Annotated in this window: 15 protein-coding genes and 1 pseudogene; 2 read left to right on the top strand and 14 right to left on the bottom strand. The window is 70.8% G+C overall.

Going from position 1 to position 15,297, the window contains the following annotated elements:
* Positions 1 to 83: 83 nt before the first annotated feature.
* The 7 genes and pseudogenes from VLY81_RS13775 to abc-f form a co-directional block, all read right to left on the bottom strand.
* Positions 84 to 398, bottom strand: a complete 315-nt coding sequence (locus tag VLY81_RS13775) for a hypothetical protein (RefSeq protein ID WP_324668798.1) — start codon at positions 396 to 398, stop codon at positions 84 to 86.
* 41 nt (positions 399 to 439) lie between these two features.
* Positions 440 to 2,095, bottom strand: a pseudogene (locus VLY81_RS14910) (IS1634 family transposase).
* Positions 2,096 to 2,116: 21 nt separating this feature from the next.
* Entirely contained in the window at positions 2,117 to 2,695 is a 579-nt protein-coding gene (locus tag VLY81_RS13755) for a TIGR03618 family F420-dependent PPOX class oxidoreductase (RefSeq protein WP_324668796.1), read from the bottom strand.
* Between the two features lie 19 nt (positions 2,696 to 2,714).
* The gene (locus VLY81_RS13750) at positions 2,715 to 3,098 is read right to left on the bottom strand and encodes a hypothetical protein (RefSeq protein ID WP_324668795.1); all 384 of its coding nucleotides are present in this window, start codon (positions 3,096 to 3,098) and stop codon (positions 2,715 to 2,717) included.
* A 36-nt stretch (positions 3,099 to 3,134) separates the two neighbouring features.
* Complete coding sequence (locus VLY81_RS13745) at positions 3,135 to 4,091, bottom strand: DUF4384 domain-containing protein (RefSeq protein ID WP_324668794.1); 957 nt, start codon at positions 4,089 to 4,091, stop codon at positions 3,135 to 3,137.
* Between the two features lie 246 nt (positions 4,092 to 4,337).
* Positions 4,338 to 5,990: an FAD-binding protein gene (locus VLY81_RS13740; RefSeq protein WP_324670429.1), complete on the bottom strand. Its 1,653-nt coding sequence runs from the start codon at positions 5,988 to 5,990 to the stop codon at positions 4,338 to 4,340.
* A 71-nt stretch (positions 5,991 to 6,061) separates the two neighbouring features.
* Positions 6,062 to 7,705 carry a ribosomal protection-like ABC-F family protein gene (gene abc-f, locus VLY81_RS13735; protein WP_324668793.1) on the bottom strand — a complete coding sequence of 548 codons (1,644 nt, stop codon included), beginning with the start codon at positions 7,703 to 7,705 and terminating at the stop codon, positions 6,062 to 6,064.
* A 295-nt stretch (positions 7,706 to 8,000) separates the two neighbouring features.
* On the opposite strand from abc-f, the gene VLY81_RS13730 reads away from it, so the two are divergent.
* Positions 8,001 to 8,681: a peroxiredoxin gene (locus VLY81_RS13730; RefSeq protein ID WP_324668791.1), complete on the top strand. Its 681-nt coding sequence runs from the start codon at positions 8,001 to 8,003 to the stop codon at positions 8,679 to 8,681.
* A 60-nt stretch (positions 8,682 to 8,741) separates the two neighbouring features.
* Here VLY81_RS13730 and VLY81_RS13725 read toward each other — a convergent pair whose 3' ends face one another.
* The 7 genes from VLY81_RS13725 to VLY81_RS13695 all read right to left on the bottom strand — a co-directional run bounded on the left by VLY81_RS13725 (position 8,742) and on the right by VLY81_RS13695 (position 14,518).
* On the bottom strand, positions 8,742 to 9,839 hold the full coding sequence (locus tag VLY81_RS13725) for a DUF4097 family beta strand repeat-containing protein (RefSeq protein WP_324668790.1): 1,098 nt from the start codon (positions 9,837 to 9,839) through the stop codon (positions 8,742 to 8,744).
* Between the two features lie 7 nt (positions 9,840 to 9,846).
* Entirely contained in the window at positions 9,847 to 10,677 is an 831-nt protein-coding gene (locus VLY81_RS13720) for a hypothetical protein (RefSeq protein ID WP_324668789.1), read from the bottom strand.
* Complete coding sequence (locus VLY81_RS13715) at positions 10,674 to 11,441, bottom strand: ABC transporter ATP-binding protein (protein WP_324668788.1); 768 nt, start codon at positions 11,439 to 11,441, stop codon at positions 10,674 to 10,676. The genes VLY81_RS13720 and VLY81_RS13715 overlap by 4 nt, the downstream gene beginning before the upstream one ends.
* Positions 11,420 to 11,773, bottom strand: a complete 354-nt coding sequence (locus VLY81_RS13710) for a GntR family transcriptional regulator (protein WP_324670428.1) — start codon at positions 11,771 to 11,773, stop codon at positions 11,420 to 11,422. The genes VLY81_RS13715 and VLY81_RS13710 overlap by 22 nt, the downstream gene beginning before the upstream one ends.
* Before the next feature lie 207 nt (positions 11,774 to 11,980).
* The gene (locus VLY81_RS13705) at positions 11,981 to 12,952 is read right to left on the bottom strand and encodes a sulfite exporter TauE/SafE family protein (RefSeq protein WP_324668787.1); all 972 of its coding nucleotides are present in this window, start codon (positions 12,950 to 12,952) and stop codon (positions 11,981 to 11,983) included.
* A gap of 267 nt (positions 12,953 to 13,219) precedes the next feature.
* On the bottom strand, positions 13,220 to 13,900 hold the full coding sequence (locus VLY81_RS13700) for a hypothetical protein (protein WP_324668786.1): 681 nt from the start codon (positions 13,898 to 13,900) through the stop codon (positions 13,220 to 13,222).
* 360 nt (positions 13,901 to 14,260) lie between these two features.
* Positions 14,261 to 14,518 carry a hypothetical protein gene (locus tag VLY81_RS13695; protein WP_324668785.1) on the bottom strand — a complete coding sequence of 86 codons (258 nt, stop codon included), beginning with the start codon at positions 14,516 to 14,518 and terminating at the stop codon, positions 14,261 to 14,263.
* A 75-nt stretch (positions 14,519 to 14,593) separates the two neighbouring features.
* Here VLY81_RS13695 and VLY81_RS13690 point away from each other — a divergent pair, with 75 nt between their 5' ends.
* The gene (locus tag VLY81_RS13690; RefSeq protein ID WP_324668783.1) at positions 14,594 to 15,295 is read left to right on the top strand and encodes a DUF1054 family protein; all 702 of its coding nucleotides are present in this window, start codon (positions 14,594 to 14,596) and stop codon (positions 15,293 to 15,295) included.
* Positions 15,296 to 15,297 lie beyond the last annotated feature (2 nt).

Raw genomic sequence — 15,297 nt, 5'->3', positions numbered from 1 at the left:
CCGGCCTCCTTCACGCTGTAGCTCTGCGTCCCCCTGGGGACGTAACCTACGTTCGCCGTGAACGGGGGCCGGCCTCGTTCATCCTAGCCCCCCCGATCGGGTACAGTGACGGTGCTGGGACGGGCAAGGCTTCGGAGTCCCTTCGCTTCGAGGGGCTTGCCATCCGTTCCCGGCGCTTGCAGTTGTTGACGGGCTGCCATGGACGCCTGGACCCGGGCGGGATCGTAGGGCTTGCCTTCCCGCAGGATCGCGTAGACGATGTCCGACATCCGTCGGGCTACCCGCTTGATGGCTTCCACAGGCCGCAGCCCCCGCTGGCGGCAGCGTTGATAGTAGGCTTGAGCCAAACTGGCGTTGAACAGCTCGTAGCGACAATTCAAGGTGACAAAGAGCGACATGACGGGATCTATAAGGGCTGAGGTGGACAAAGCGGTTGTATCTACGCCGTTTTTCGGGTGGGCGTCACAATCTTCAGGTAGTGGGGCGGTCGGTCGACCTTCAGGGCCTGAAACAGCGCCTTCTGCTCTTCGGTGAGGGGGCGGACCTGCCAGACCTCGCCGTGGGCGGTGGCGTGGCGGCCCACGTCGATGGGGGCGACCAGATCCCGCATCTGTCGCCAGGTCTGGCCCGTCTCGTTCTCGGCCACCCGGATCATGAGGAGGGCCAGCCAGCACAGCAGCACGTGGGACCGGATGCGGTCGTCGAGCCGGTGGTACATCGGCCGGACGTCGACCGTGTGCTTCAGGTGCCGGTGCACCCGTTCCACCTGCCAGAGTTGCTTGTAGCCGTAGACCAGGTCTTCGGCGGGCGAAAGTCGTCGGAGCTGCTGATCACGAACTTCCCGTCGAGGGCGGCTTCTCGGCGAACCTTGGCCGCGTCGATGACCAGTCGCGCGCCCACGTCTGGCGCAGGTAGCGGCCGAAGGTCTCGTGGGCCCGCAGCTCGCAGGCTGCCTTGGTATGCGCCTCGCCCTGCTTCTGTTTGAGCGCTTCGAGCCGCTGGCGAAGCTCGGCCAGGATGGACTCCCGCTTCTGGCGGTCCCGCTCGGCCTCCTCGGGGTTGCGGACGATGACGAAGCGCCGGCGGGCGGCGCTATCCCCTCCGACCACGACCTCCTTGATCTCCAGCCCGTCGGGAAGCCTGCGGTACTTGCCGCCCGGCGCAGCGCCTCCGCGGGCACCCCTGGGGGCCCACCCGCAACTTCTCCCCGATGATGTAGTGATCGCCGGCGCCCTGCAGGATGCGGCGGTTCGCCTCGGAGTTGAAGCCCGTGTCCAACACCACGACCACCCGGTTGAGCTTCCAGCCGTTGAGATCCCGTTTGACCTCGGCCACGACGTTCTGGTCGCCGGTGTTGCCGGGCCAGACCCGGCAGCGGACCGGGATGCCGTCCCGGGTCACGGCCAAGCCGATGACCACCTGGGCCATCTTCGGATGATCATCGGCGCTGTGCCCCCAGCGGCGCAACCCGTCGGCGTCCTCGCCCTCGATTTCGAAGTACGCCGTCGTCGTATCGAAGAAGATGACGTCCACTTCGAGGTTGAAGAGGTTGGCCAGCGTCCAGAAGACCTCGCGCTGGATCGCCTCGGCAGCCTCCAGCAGAAAGTCCATGGCCCGGTAGAGCTGGTGGACTTCCACCGCGGGCAGCTGGTCGATGTAGACGTCCTGCGCCACCCACTTCTCGATGGCCAGCTTGCTGGACGGCGCCAGGGCCCGGTTGGCCGCCATGGCGAAGAGGAGCCGCTCGATGGGGGTCTGGTAGTGGCAGCGCTTTGAGCAGGCGCTGCAAGGTCTTCTGGATGCCCAGCCGCCGCCACAGCCCGTCCGAAAGCCACGTCCCGCCCAGCTTCAGGGAGCCCAGGTACCGAAAGGGCCACTCCATGCCGAGATCCTTCTGCAGTTGGGCCTGCTCGTCGGGGGGCAGGAACCGGGCGATGCTGCGCACCAGGCGGCGCAGCGCGTCCAGGTCGAGCTGGTCGACCCGGCCGAAGGTGTACAGCACCTGGGCCCGGGGCTGTCCAGTCTTGGGGTCCCGGACGTTATGGGCAAGCTGGGCGTATTGGATGCCCTTGGAAGTGACGGTGCGCACGTACATCGTGCCTACATCGTAACTCGTTTACCACGCTGTGTCAATAGCTACATCTTTTGTGGTTGTGTCTACGCGCATCCGCGTTTTTCTACGGGGAATGGCCCGCAAACCCGCTTCGCACCGTGCGGGTGGGGGCGGGTTGTGGCCACTTACTGTACAACGCCAGCCCGTGCCGGCGCTCTCGTCGTACCACCGCACTCGCTGGGCCGCCAGGGTCACCATGGTGAGCGCCTCGCCCCGCAGCGAGTCGGCGTAGCGAAGCCCCTCCTGCTCGCCCAGGTAGCGTACGGCCAATCGCCGCAGCAGGCGGTGTGGAGCGCTGTCGGGCTCGCTGGCCGTCTCGAGGCGGGCCTGCCCCTCGGCCAGCACGTATCGGTACGGCGGCTCGTGGGTGGCGACGCAGAGGGCCGCGGTGGGGTGGGCCTGCAGGTTGCGCACCTTGACGCTCTCGGGGTCCGTGCAGATGCGGAAGAGGCCGCCCTCCTCGCTCGCCTCGTACTCGAACCAGACGGGCGCTGCATGCGGCGTGCCGTCCGGGCGCGTCGTGACGAAGACTGCCACGTAGCGCCTCTGCAAGAACGCCTCGGCCGCCGGGTGAGGTCTCATGACGGGCCTCCTCTCCGCCTCAGAAGCGTGCCCCCATCCCCGCCACCACGCCCCGCCGGTTGTGGTAGGCCGCGGTCAGGTAGGCCCGGGCCAGGTCGAGGCGCGCCCCCAGGCTCCAGGTGAGGTACCACCGGGCGGGACGAGGCTCCCAGTGCACCGCGGGGTAGAGCCCGTACGGGTTCGTCTCGCGAAGCAGCTCCGTCGCCTCCCGTTCTCGCACCGCCTTGGGCTGCACGGCCACACCCAGCCCGACCTCCAGCGCCACCGCGCCCACCGGCGGCGCCAGCTTGACGTACATCTCCCACTCGGGCCCGTTGGGCACCTCGACGACCGGAGCAGTCAGCGGTTCACCCCGGGTCTCCCGCGGCAGCAGGGGCCCCGTGAAACGCGCCGAGCCCCCCACCGCCCAGAACTCAGAGCCGCCTTCGAGCCCCAGGCTTCAGACACCCTCCCCGTCCACCCCCACTGACAGCCCCAGGCGATGGGGCCCGACAGGCCTGGGCTCGGACGGGGCGCGCCCCGGCTCAGGGGGCTCCTCGGTCCGGGCCACCGGCTCCCGGCCCTCCCGCTCGTCAGGGCTCCACCGCACGTCGACCCGCTCCCGCTCGCCGGGCTCGACGTGGACCCGCACCTCCCGGTCCGGGTAGCCGTCGAGCCGCAGGCGCACCGTGTGCCAGCCCTCCCGCACCTGCGCCTCGACCGGGGTGCGCCCGATGTAGTCGCCGTCGACGTAGGCGCGGGCGCCGGACGGGTCGCTGGTGACGCGAAGATACCCCCACCGCACGCGAGCCGGCGGGGGAGGGGGTGGTGGTGGCGGGGGCGGCGGTGGCGGCGACGGCCTGGGCGCCACCACCCAAAACGCGGTCCAGGCCGTGGCCCATCCCCGGCCAGCGGGACTCAACAACCGCTCGACACGCCCCTTGACCGCCCGGGGGTCGTCGCCCAGTTGCGGGAGGGCCTCCCGGAGGAAGGCCGACGACGGCGCCAGGTCGCGTAGAGGACGCAGGGTGGCGATGATCTGGAGGTATTCGGCGCCTCCGGGGCCCGAGACCACGAAGCTGTAACCTCGCCGGGGGATGGTGTGCGTACCGGGGCGCACGAAGTTGTCCATCTCGTAGCGGTTGGGGAAGATGAGGCGCACCTTGCCGGACGTGTCCAGGTCGTAGATGTAGACGTAGGCGGGCTCGCTGACGTAAAAGGTGATGCGCACCCGATCCCCTGGCCGGTAGCGGCCCCGGTCCGTCCAGATGCTCGTCCTCAGGTCAGCGGGATCCGGCCGCACGATGATGGCCTCGGGCCGGAATGGCGGGCTGCTCTGTGGCTCCTCATCGGCCACGGCCGCTCCCGACTCCTGCGCCAGCACCGGTCCCGCCAGCAAGACGCCTGCCACCGCCATCCAGGCGATGAGGCAGGCCAGCCCCCCGGCACCGGCCAGTGCCCCCGGTGCGGACGGCAGCCACCATCGGCCCTCCTGCCGCCGCCCTCACCCCCCATGCGGAGCCCTCCCATCCTGCCACGAAGGCTGCCCTCGCATCACGACCCTTCCCACGGGCCCGACGCGAACGGCGGCTCCTCCTTCGAGGAGGAGCCGCTCCAGCCCTGCGACGACGGGAGCGCCTCGGTGCCCTGGCACCCGCGACGGCTAAGCCTGGCTGGCAGGCGCCGAGGCCGTGGCGACGACGTGTTTCGCCGCGATGTAGGCGAAGGTCATGGCGGCTCCCAACGTCGCGCCCGGGCCCGGGTAGGTGCGCCCCATCACCGAGGCCGAGCAGTTGCCTACCGCATAGAGGCCCGGCATCGGCTCGCCGCCCTTGAGCACGCGGGCGTGCTCGTCGGTGAGCATGCCGCCCTTGGTCCCCAGGTCGCCGGGGAAGATCTTGACGGCGTAGAACGGCGGCCGCTCGATGGGGCCCAGGTTGGGGTTGGGGTAGCGGGGATCGCCGTAGAAGCGGTCGTAGGCAGTGCGCCCCCGGCCGAACTCCTCGTCCACGCCGCGCCGGGCCATCTCGTTGAAGCGCGCCACCGTCGCCAGCAGGCCGTCACGGTCGATGCCGCAGCGCTGCGCCAGCTCTTCCAGCGAGTCCGCCCTGACGAAGAAGCCGCTCTCCAGCCATGCCCGCGGGGTCATGCGGGGCATGGCCATGCCGAAGATGTAGCGGTTGCGGTGGCGGCTGTCCATGATGAGCCACGACGGTATGGCCGGCACCTCCCGGTTTCGCGCCAGCATGTCGTGGCCGAAGTCGACGTAAGAGGCCGACTCGTTGGTGAAGCGCCGCCCCGTCTGATCCACCACGATGCAGTGGGGCATGGAGCGCTCCCAGACCAGGAACTGCCGCTCCCCTTTGGGGTCGATTGCCACCGCGCCCCACCACGCGTCGTCGAGCAGGGCCATGTCGCAGCCCAACTCCATGCACTGCTGGATGACGTCGCCGGTGTTGTCGGGGTTGCCCACCGACCAGCCGTCGACCCCCTGGTAGCGCCGGCGCATCTCGGCGTTGTGGTCGAATCCTCCTGCGGCGAGCAGCACCGCACGGCTGCGCACCCGCACGGGGACGCCGTCGCGCTCTACCTCGACGCCGACCACGCGACCCTCCTCCACCACCAGCCGCCGGGCGGGTGCGTTGAGCCAGAGATCCACGCCGAGCCGCCGCGCCACGTACATCAGCTGGCCCACCAGGGCGTTGCCCAGCCCCAGCGGGCGCTGGCCCCGCAGACGCATCCCGATGCTGCGGGTGAAGATGCCGACGGTCTTGAAGAAGTGGCGAGGCAACGTGAAGGCCTTGGGGAGGTGGTGCGTCTCCCCCGATCGGAAGGCGACCGGCACGTCGATGGAGAGGGTCCGCATGGTGGCGGCCAGATCACCCAGCTTGCGGGCGTCGAAGAAGGCGGGGTCCAGGGAGCGCCCGATCTTGCCCCCCGGCTTGTCGGGGTAGTAGTCGGGGTACTCCATGCTGGCCACGAACCGCACGCCCTGCTGCATGAGGAAGGCGATCATCTCGGGCCCGTGGCGCAGGAAGGCCATCTTGCGCTCCCGGGAGCTGGCCGGCCCCACGTCGCCGATGACCGTCTCCATGTAGGTGAGTGCCTCTTCGAAGCTGTCCTGCAAGCCTGCGGCCCGTGAGACGGGGTTGTTGGGGATCCAGATGCCCCCGCCGGAGAGCGACGACGAGCCACCCCACACGCGCCCCTTCTCGATGATGAGCGTCTTGAGCCCGTGCTTGGCGCCGACGATGGCACCCGTGATGCCGCCTGCTCCGCTTCCCACCACGACCAGATCGACCCGATGCTCCTGCATCTGCACGACCGTTTCGGCTCCCCTTTCGACCCATCCAGGCGGCGCCGGCTGCCAAGGCCGTCGATGTGGCCTCACCTTGTGGCTTCGTTCGGACGGCCGACCGATCCTGCCAGTTCCAGCGTGCGGGTGGCCAGGGCCCGGACCAGGTGGCGGTCGTGGGTGACGAAGATCAGGGTGCCTGTGTAGGCGGCCAGCGCCTCGATGAGAACGTCCTGCGTCTCGATGTCCAGGTGGTTGGTGGGCTCGTCGAGCACCATGACGTTGCACCCTCCCAGCAGCAGGCGCCCCAGCAGCACCTTGGCGCGCTCCCCGGAGCTGAGGCTGCCGACGGGCCGCAGCGGCGTCTCCCTCTGCACCCGCAGGCGCCCCAGCACCGTGCGCACCCGGGTCTCGTCGTGACCGCCCTCCAGGAGCTGCTCGAGCGCCGGGCGATCCCAGTCGAGCTGCCGGTGCTGCTGGTCGAAGTAGCCGACGCGGGCCGAGGGGCTCAGCCAGACCCGTCCGGACCAGGGCGCGAGTTCCCCAAGGATGACCCGGAGCAGCGAGGTCTTGCCGCACCCGTTGGGCCCCAGGATGGCCAGCCGCTCGCCGGGCTCCAGCTCCAGGGACACTCCATCGAACAGGGTGCGTCCCCCCACGACCAGGCCCACCGACTCGAGGACCAGGACCCGGTCGCTGCGCACAACGGCGTCGGGCGGCCGGATTCGCACCGGGTCCCGCTCGAAGGGCTTGGCCGTCTTCATCTGCTCGGCCTTCTCCAGTAGCCGCCTCTCGGCGCTCAGGGCTCGTCTCATCATCCGGGCGGCCTTGTGGCCGATGTAGCCGCGGTCGACGGGCCCCTGCCCGAGCTTGGTGGCCTCCACCTCGTGCGCCCACTGACGGTAGCGCCGGGCCTGGGCCTCCAGGCGTCGGACGGCCCGGGCCCGCTGCTCGTAGGTGGCCCACGCCGTCTTGCGCTCCACCGCCCGCTGCGCCTCGAAGGCCGCGTAGTTGCCCGCGTATTCCCGCACGTGCCCGCGGTCCAGGTGGAGGATGCGGGTGACACAGGCGTCCAGGAAGGCACGGTCGTGGGAGACGAGGACGCAGGTGCGAGCCGTGGTCGCGAGGTAGCGCTCTAGCCAGATCCGCCCCGGCAGGTCAAGGTGGTTAGTGGGCTCGTCCAGCAGCAGGAGGTCGGCCTCGTCCAGCAGGGCCCGCCCCAGCGCCGCCCGCGCCTGCTCGCCGGCGGACAGCGACGCCAGGGGCCGCTCCAGGGCATGGGCCAGCCCCATCCCCTCGGCCACCGCCGCCACCCGTGCCGCCAGCTCGTAGCCGCCTCGCTGCTCGAAAACCGACGCCAGCTCTCCGTAGGCCTCGAGCAGGGCGGCGCGCCGCTCCGGTGGTGCATGGGCCAGCTCCTCTGCGAGGCGCTGGAGATCGCGCTCCATCTCGACGAGGTGCTCGAGGGGCCCCAGGAGATAGTCGCCCAGCGGCAGGTCGCCTCGCGGCGGCTCACGCTCGGGGCCCACGTAGGCCACCCGCACGCCCCGGGCGACCGAGACCTCACCCTGCTGGGGGCGCAGGCGCCCGGCCATGATCTGGAGCAGCGTGGTCTTGCCGCACCCGTTGAGCCCGACGAGGCCGATGCGATCCCCCCGGTGGACGGTGAAGGAGACGTCGCTCAACAACGGCTCGCCGGCGAAGCCGAAGGAGACCCGCTCGACGCGGACCAACACGCATGCTCACCCTTCCTCGGCGACGGATGTCGCACCGGTCAGCGGGTGAGCTCGCGCATCGGACGCACACCTCTCGCGTCGATTCCTCGGGTGCCGAGGGGTAACCAGACTCCAGTATAGCACGGAGCAGGACACTGGCCAGTTGGGACGTTTCGACTGGACGGATGCCTCTGCCAGCGGAGCCGCAGCGTCGGCAATACTAGCCATAGCCACTCTCTACAAGGAGCCGGTATCCGGCACTTCACCCTTTTGTCGAGCCGGCCGGGCTCCTCGGGGACAAGGGGGACGACCGCGGATGGACGTGCTGCTCGAGACCGCACAGGCCGAGACGGAGGCGCCCGCTCTGCCGCGCATCGGCGATCCGGCACCGCCGTTCGAGGCCAAGACCACTCAGGGGATGCTCAAGCTCAGCGACCTCGCCGGCAAGTGGGTGGTGCTCTTCTCGCACCCGGCCGACTTCACGCCGGTCTGTACCACCGAGTTCGTCGCCTTCGCCCGGCGGGCGGAGGAGTTCGCCAGGCGAAACGTGCAGCTGGTGGGCCTCAGCATCGACAGCGTCTACTCCCACCTGGCCTGGCTGCGCAACATCGAGGAGCGCTTCGGGGTCAAGGTGCCCTTCCCGATCATCGCCGACCTGGACATGACGGTCGCCCGCCGCTACGGCATGATCCACCCCAAGGAGGGCACCACGTCGACGGTGCGGGCCCTGTTCATCATCGACGACCGCCAGGTGGTGCGCGCCATCCTCTACTACCCCATGTCGACGGGCCGCAACATCGACGAGGTCCTACGGATCATCGACTCGCTGCAGACCGTGGATCGGGAGAAGGTGGCCACGCCTGCCGACTGGCACCCCGGCGAGCCGGTCATCCTGCCCCCGCCCCAGACGCAGGCCGACCTCCAGGCGCGCCTCGAGCGGGTCGAGCAAGCGGGGTACGAATGCAAGGACTGGTATCTCTGCCTGCGCAAAGCCTGAGCGACGCCAGGGGGCGACGTGGGGGCGTGGGCGTTGCCACGCCACGCCCCCCGATGGAGCTCAACGGACGGTCCCGCCCGGCGCGCCGTCGGCCACGCCGATCTCGACGCCGCCGAACTCCGAGCGCACCTCCACCCGGTAGCGTCCCTGGCCGATCACGGCGGTCCATCGCTGAGTCGGCCCCTCGGACGTCCGCGTGCCCGCCTGCGCGAGCCCCGGGATCCGCGTGGCCACGTTGCCGAAGCGCGCCTCCACGTCGAAGCGGTGGTCGAGGGGCGGCGCCGCCCGCAGCGTCACATTCGCGTAGTGCGAGTCGACCTGCACGTTGCGGCGGAAGCCATCGACGCGCACGTCCCCGAAGGCCGCCTCGATCGCCACGTCACCTCCCACCCCGCTCACGGCGTGGCCCCGGTAACGGCCCTGGAGGGTCACGTCGCCCTCGACCTCGCGGACGTCGCTGCTGCCGAAGTCGCCCGTCACCTGCAGGGAGCCGGCGACGCCCGTCACCTCGACGGTGCCGTACGCTGCCTGCACGTGCCAGTCCCCGCGCAGCTGCCCGAGCGTCGTGCGTCCGTACCGGTTGTCGACCCGAGACGGGCCGTCGAGCCCCTGGACGTCGACGACGCCGAAAGCGCCTTGCACGTCTAGCCGGGCCCACGACGGCAGGGCCCCGTCGATGTCCACCTCCACCCTCCGAACCTCGGCGGGCTCAGCGGGCCGGATGGTGCTCAGGACCAGGTCGCCCTGTTCTCCGCCGTCAGGGCGCAGCTCGACGCGCACCTGCGACAGGTAGGTCTCGGCCGCCTGCTGCGTCGCGGCGTAGACCGTCACCCGGTACCGCACCGAGACGGTCCCCGTGGTCGCCGTGTCGGGATCCTGGCCGACGGCTGTCGGCTCCCCACGCAGGCGGACGTCGCCAAAGGCGTTGCGGACGACGAGCCGGCCCCCGCGGGCCAGCCGGGCGCTCAGCGTGCCGTCGAAGCTGGCCGAGGGCAACCCCTCGACGTCTCGCCACGTCGCCGGGCCCAACCGGGCGGCCGGCTCCCCCCGGACCGTCACCAGGCCCTCGTATCCCCAGCCGGCGGGCAGGCGGTCGACCAAGAGCGCGACCGCCAGCAAGCCCGCCAGCGCCCATGCTCCGATGCGACGCGGGTTCATGGCGTCGTCATGCCACCTCCAGCACGTGTTGGAGCAGCCAGCCGGTCACCCCGAAGAGCAGTACGAGCCCCGCGAGCCAGCCCACGATCGGGCCGCTGTCGAGGAAGATGGCATCCGTGATGACCCGAGCACCGTCGGGCCCGACTTGCAGCACCGGCACCGGCAGGTCGGGCAGCCATCCCAGCAGGTAGTGTCCGACGCCGCCCAGCCTCCAGAGCAGCCACCACGCGACCACCAGGGCCGCTACCAGTGCCGGGAAGCGCCACCGGAAGGCGAGGTGGCTGGCAGCGGAGGCCGCCTGGAAGACCACGGCGGTCCCGAGCCCGCACAGCCAGTAGATCAGGGCGCCGACGGACGCCATCCATACCAGCGACTGCTGGGGCACCTCCTGCCAGAGGTCGGCGGCCGCTGGCGGCAGGCCTCGCCCGGTGGCCAGGATGGCCAGGCCGCCGCCCGCCGTCAGCAGGGCCAGCGCCGTAAAGCCGGTCATGAGGGCCACCAGCTTGGCCGCGGCGATGACCCATCCCGGCACGGGGGCTGCCAGCAAGAAGAAGACGGTGCCCGTCTGCCACTCGGCCCGGTAGGACTGGACGGCGTCCCAGATCAGCCAGACCGGCAGGACCGTCAGCGGCAACACCGACAGCGCGAGCGGCACTCCGGGCGGCCACACCGGGAGCCGGGTCAGCAAGAAGATCTCCCAGGCGACGATGAGCAGCCCCAGCAGCACCACGGAAAACTGCATCATCTCCAGGTCCTTGCGGTAGAGCCGTCCGAACGCCTGCGGCCAGGACGCCCGGCCAGACCGGGTGCGTGCGCTGTCCCGCACGGAAGTGCTCATGCGTACACCTCTTCCATGATCGCCTGGATGGACCGACCGAAGCGCTCCCGGAGAGCCTGGGCGTCGTCATCGAGCCGGATCTGCCCGTGATCCAGGAAGATGACGCGGTCGAAGATCCCCTCGGTCTCGGCCACCTCGTGGGTGGCCAGCACCACCACCTGCTCTCCGGTGCGGAACTGCTCGATGAGGGCCCGGATGATGCGGGAGCGAGAGGGGGGATCGATGCCCGACAGCGGCTCGTCCAGCAGCACGACGGGCGCCGTGCGGGCCATGGTGACGGCCAGCTTGAGCCGCACCCGCATGCCCCGCGAGAGGGCCTTAACCGGCGTCTGCCGGTGCTCCTCCAGGTGCAGCAGCCGCAGCAGCTCACGGGCGCGCCCCTCGTCCCAATCGGGCACGACGGCGGCAGCCAGATCCATGACCCGCCGCACCGGCATCCAGGCGTAGAGGTGGTCGATCTCCGGCTGGAAGGCCACCCACGCCTTGGTCTGCACACCCGGCTGCCGGCCCATGACCCGCACCTCGCCCGCGTCCGGGCGCAGCAGGCCGGCGATGAGCTTGAGCAGGGTCGACTTGCCGCTGCCGTTGGGGCCGAGCAGGCCGACGATCTGGCCGGGGACCAGCCGCATCGAGACGCCCCGCACGGCCTCGAGACGGCCGTAGCGCTTGACCACCTGGCGCGTCTCGACCAGCCATGCCCCGCCCGTCGCCGGCGGCTCCGACGCGGATGGGCCCGTCTCGCTCAAACGGGATCGCTGGGCCACGCCGTCATCTCCTCTCCGCGGAAGGCGGCCCGCACCAGGGCGACGACTTCCTCCTCATCCATGCCCAGGGCCCGCACCTCGCGCACGAAGTCGCGCACTGCCGCCCGGGCCATCTCGGTGCGAAGCATCTGCAGCAGGCGCGGGTCGTTTCGAACGAAGGTGCCCTCTCCTCTCACCGTCTCCACCAGTCCCAATGCCTCCATCTCCCGAAAGGCCCGCTGAACCGTGTTGGGGTTGACGCGCAGCGTCTGGGCCAGGTCGCGCTGGGACGGGATCCGGTCCCCCGGACGCAGCGCCTGGCGGGCCACGGCTCGCTTGACCTCGTCGACGATCTGCAGGTAGATGGGCCGGGGCGAATCGAAGTCGACCCGCCACCCCCCGGTCTCCGAGGCGATGGCCCTCCCTCCTCTCGTGGCCGGGCGGCATCCCGCTCGCCCAACAGCCTAGCGCACGAGTGCACTAGAATAGTAGTGCACCAGTGCATGCGCGCGCAAGGGGAGCTGCGCGCCGGGGAGGATGGGGAGGGGAGGAGGCCGGCATCACCCGGCCGAGCGGTGAGGGCCGACCTCCTCGACCCGTTCGTACCAGCGGCCGCGAGGTGGGGGCAGCCATCGCTGCGATCGGGCCCAGACCGCGGTACCAGCCAGAAGCCACGCGAGGGTCACGGTGGCGTAGAGCGCCGCGCGCAGGGGGGTGTCGGCGCCCAGGAGCTCCGCTACCGCGGGGGCGTTGGTCAGCATCACCATGCCTCCCACCCCGACCCCTAGGATGCGGGGGGGTACGCGACTGACGATACGAGCGGCCAGCGGGGCGGCCACCGCGCCACCCAGCATCAGGGCGAGCACCCACAGCGGCTCGACGGCTTGCGAGGTGCCCGCGGCCAGGAAGCCGGCCGTGGCAGCGGCCGCCACCAGGAACTCCGCCGTGTCGACGGAGCCGACCACCTTGCGGGGGTCCGCGCCGGGGCCGGCCATCAGGACGGGCGTGGTCAGCGGTCCCCACCCGCCGCCTCCGATGGCATCCGCGAACCCGGCCAGCGCGCCCAAGAGAGCCAGCCAGGGCCGGGGCCGACTCGCCGCGGTGACGGGTGCCGGCCTCGCGTAGCCGGCGGACTGCCGGGCGGCCGTCGGCCGTCGCCCCTGGCGCACGTAGCGGATCAGGATCCAGGCGCCGAGCCCGAAGAGGAAGGAGGCCACGTACGGCCGCGCGACGTGCCCGGGCAGCCGGGAGAGGAAGGCCGCGCCGACGAAGGCGCCTACCGCACCCGGCAAGGCGATGGCGGCCACCAGAGGCCAGTGGACGTTGCCGTGACGGCGATGGGCCAGTCCCGACAGCGCGGTGGTGACCAGCTCTGCGGTGTGCACGGAGGCCGACGCCATGGCCGGTGCCAGCCCGGCCATCATCAGCAGGCTGGCGGACGTGACGCCGTACGCCATGCCCGTCGATCCGTCGACGAGCTGTGCCACGAGGCCCACCAGGGCCATCACCAGGAGCTGCCCCAACGCGGCCACCTCCGGGCGAACGGGATGCGTGGCCGCGGCGCGCCGCAGGCGGTTCCGGTACCGGGCTAGTACGGCAGCAGTCTATGCGCCGGGTAGTACAGGGGTCCCGGGGGCCGATGCCTCCTCAGGCTCCCGGCTCCGGTCCCGACGGCCGGGGCAGACGGTGCCCCACGGCGATGGTGTAGAGGTCGTCGTGGCCGCCCACCCGATAGCGTGCCCCAGGGAGCTCCCTGGGGCACGTCCGACCGTGGGATCTCCTCGATTGGGGAGGCGCCATCAGTAGGGGGTCGACCCGTCGTCGCCCCGATCGAGCTCGGCCCCGAAGACGAGGGAGAGCCCGACCCTAAGCCCGCTGGCCCGGACCGCGGGCTCGCGGCCGATGTCGGTGCCCGCCACGTTGTGCCAGCTGCCCGGAACCGGGTCGTAGGCGTAACCGGCTCCCAGGCGCAGGTGGATGGCTGGCGTCAGCGACACGGTGAGACCCGCCTCGGGCATGACCAGCACCAGGAACCGGTTGAAGGTGGCCTCATCGGGCTCGGCCGTGACCGACGACGCCGCACTCTTGACGACGGTCAGGGTCACGCCGCCCACGGCCAGGCCCAGCCCTGCATCCAAGGAGACCCTTTCCGCGAGGGACCGGGCATAGCCGAAGCGCACGCCACCGTAACCCAGGGCCAGCCGGGTTATCCGGCCACTTCCCGAGCGCGCCTCGTCCTGGCCGCCGGCCCCGAAGCCACCCCATGACCAATTGCCGTCACCGACGGGCAGGGGGCCCATGCCGCCGCCACCAAAGATGACCACCCGGCCACGCAGCGACGAGTACTCGGAGCCCAGCACGTCGTTGAGCGCCGAGACGTCCACCTGCTGGTAGGCCAGCTCCCACCCACCACTGGTGCAGCCGATGCCGGCACCGCGGCCAGGGCAGGCACGGCGGCCAGGAGCGTCGCCAGGACCCATCCCCTCACCTTGTCCCAACGCATCGTGGCGTTTACCCTCCCCTTGATGGGATGAAACGATGGGACCCATGAGCCCACTCCCTTTCCGAGACCGGGCCCCTGCCTATTCCATGAAGGGCCGACGGCTCCTGCTCGGTTTCAAGGGGATGCGAAGCGCCGCCATGACAGAAATCGACTGGTCGGTCGCGATGGCTGCCGGAGGGGTGGCGTGACCGCGCAGACCCAGGCCCGGGCGCCCCTGGAGGCGTCCAGGCAGGGCGGCTCCGGCGGGTGCCCGAGTGGGTCGGAGGATCTGGTGCGGGGGCCGGATGGCCATCGGGGTCCAGGCAGGCCGGCGACGCTGACCCCGGGGTCGGGCCCATCACGAGACGATGTAGTAGTAGGCCTCCAGTTCCTCATCCGGGATCGTCTCGAGCCGGGCCTCGAGGCGCGCTCGGGTCTCGTCGTCGACCTGCCCCTCGTCAGGCTCGCTCCCAAGAGCCCTACGGCAGACGGCCAGGCTGGCGAACGACTGGGGGTGCTCCCGCACGTACGTCATGACCCGCTGGATGACGGCGTGGCGGTCGGGGGGACCGCTCCATCCCCGGTCCTTCCGCAAGGGCGTCTCGTGCCAGTCCACGCGCCTCACCTCGCACCGCTAGCGTGCGCTATACTTTGACAGCCGATGAGGGAGCGAGGGGCGCGGGGAGTTGACATGAACGCCACGTCACGGCCAAACGGTGCCGCCTCTGCCTTCGGTGGCTGGGATGGCCAGGCCTTCGAGGCGATGGAGGTCCCCGACTTCGCCGGCCGCATGGAGGCCATTCGCTGGCACGTCCGGCCGCGCCTGGAGGCCATCGCCGAGATGCTGGCCCCGGCCCTGTCGGAGCGTGCCGGGGAGGTGCTGTACCCGTACGTCGCCCAGCACGCGCGCCGCACCGTCAACCCACCCGACGAGACCTGGTGCGCCTGGTCGCCGTCGCCCCGCGGCTACAAGAAGCACCCTCACCTGGAGCTGGGCATCTCGGCGCGGGGCGTCTTCGTGCAGGCGGGTGCCATCTACGAGGCTCCCTTTCGCGCCACGCTGGCCGACCTCCTGACCCGCCAGGGGCAGGCCCTGCGCGAGGCGCTCCCGCGGGACGCCGAGTGGAAGGACGACCACCTGGCCCCATCGGGCGTGCCGACCGCCCGCCTCTCCCAGGAGGACCTGGCCCGCCTGGCGGCCGGCCTGTGCCGCAAGAGCCGGGGCGACCTGATGGTGGCCCTGTCGTGGCCACGCGAGACCGTGCTGGGGATGTCCCCGGAGGCGTTCCTGCAGCAGGCGCTGGAGGCCCTGTCACGTCTGATGCCCGTCTACCGGCTCGTGCGTCAAGCCCAGCAAGGGGCGGCCCCGGCTCGTCTCCCGTCACAGGAGTGAGG

Source organism: Limnochorda sp. LNt (genome assembly GCF_035593265.1).
Classification (GTDB): Bacteria; Bacillota; Limnochordia; order Limnochordales; family Geochordaceae; genus Geochorda; species Geochorda subterranea.
The sequence above is the reverse complement of the archived record's forward strand: the minus strand, read 5'-3'. Positions and strand labels throughout refer to the sequence as shown.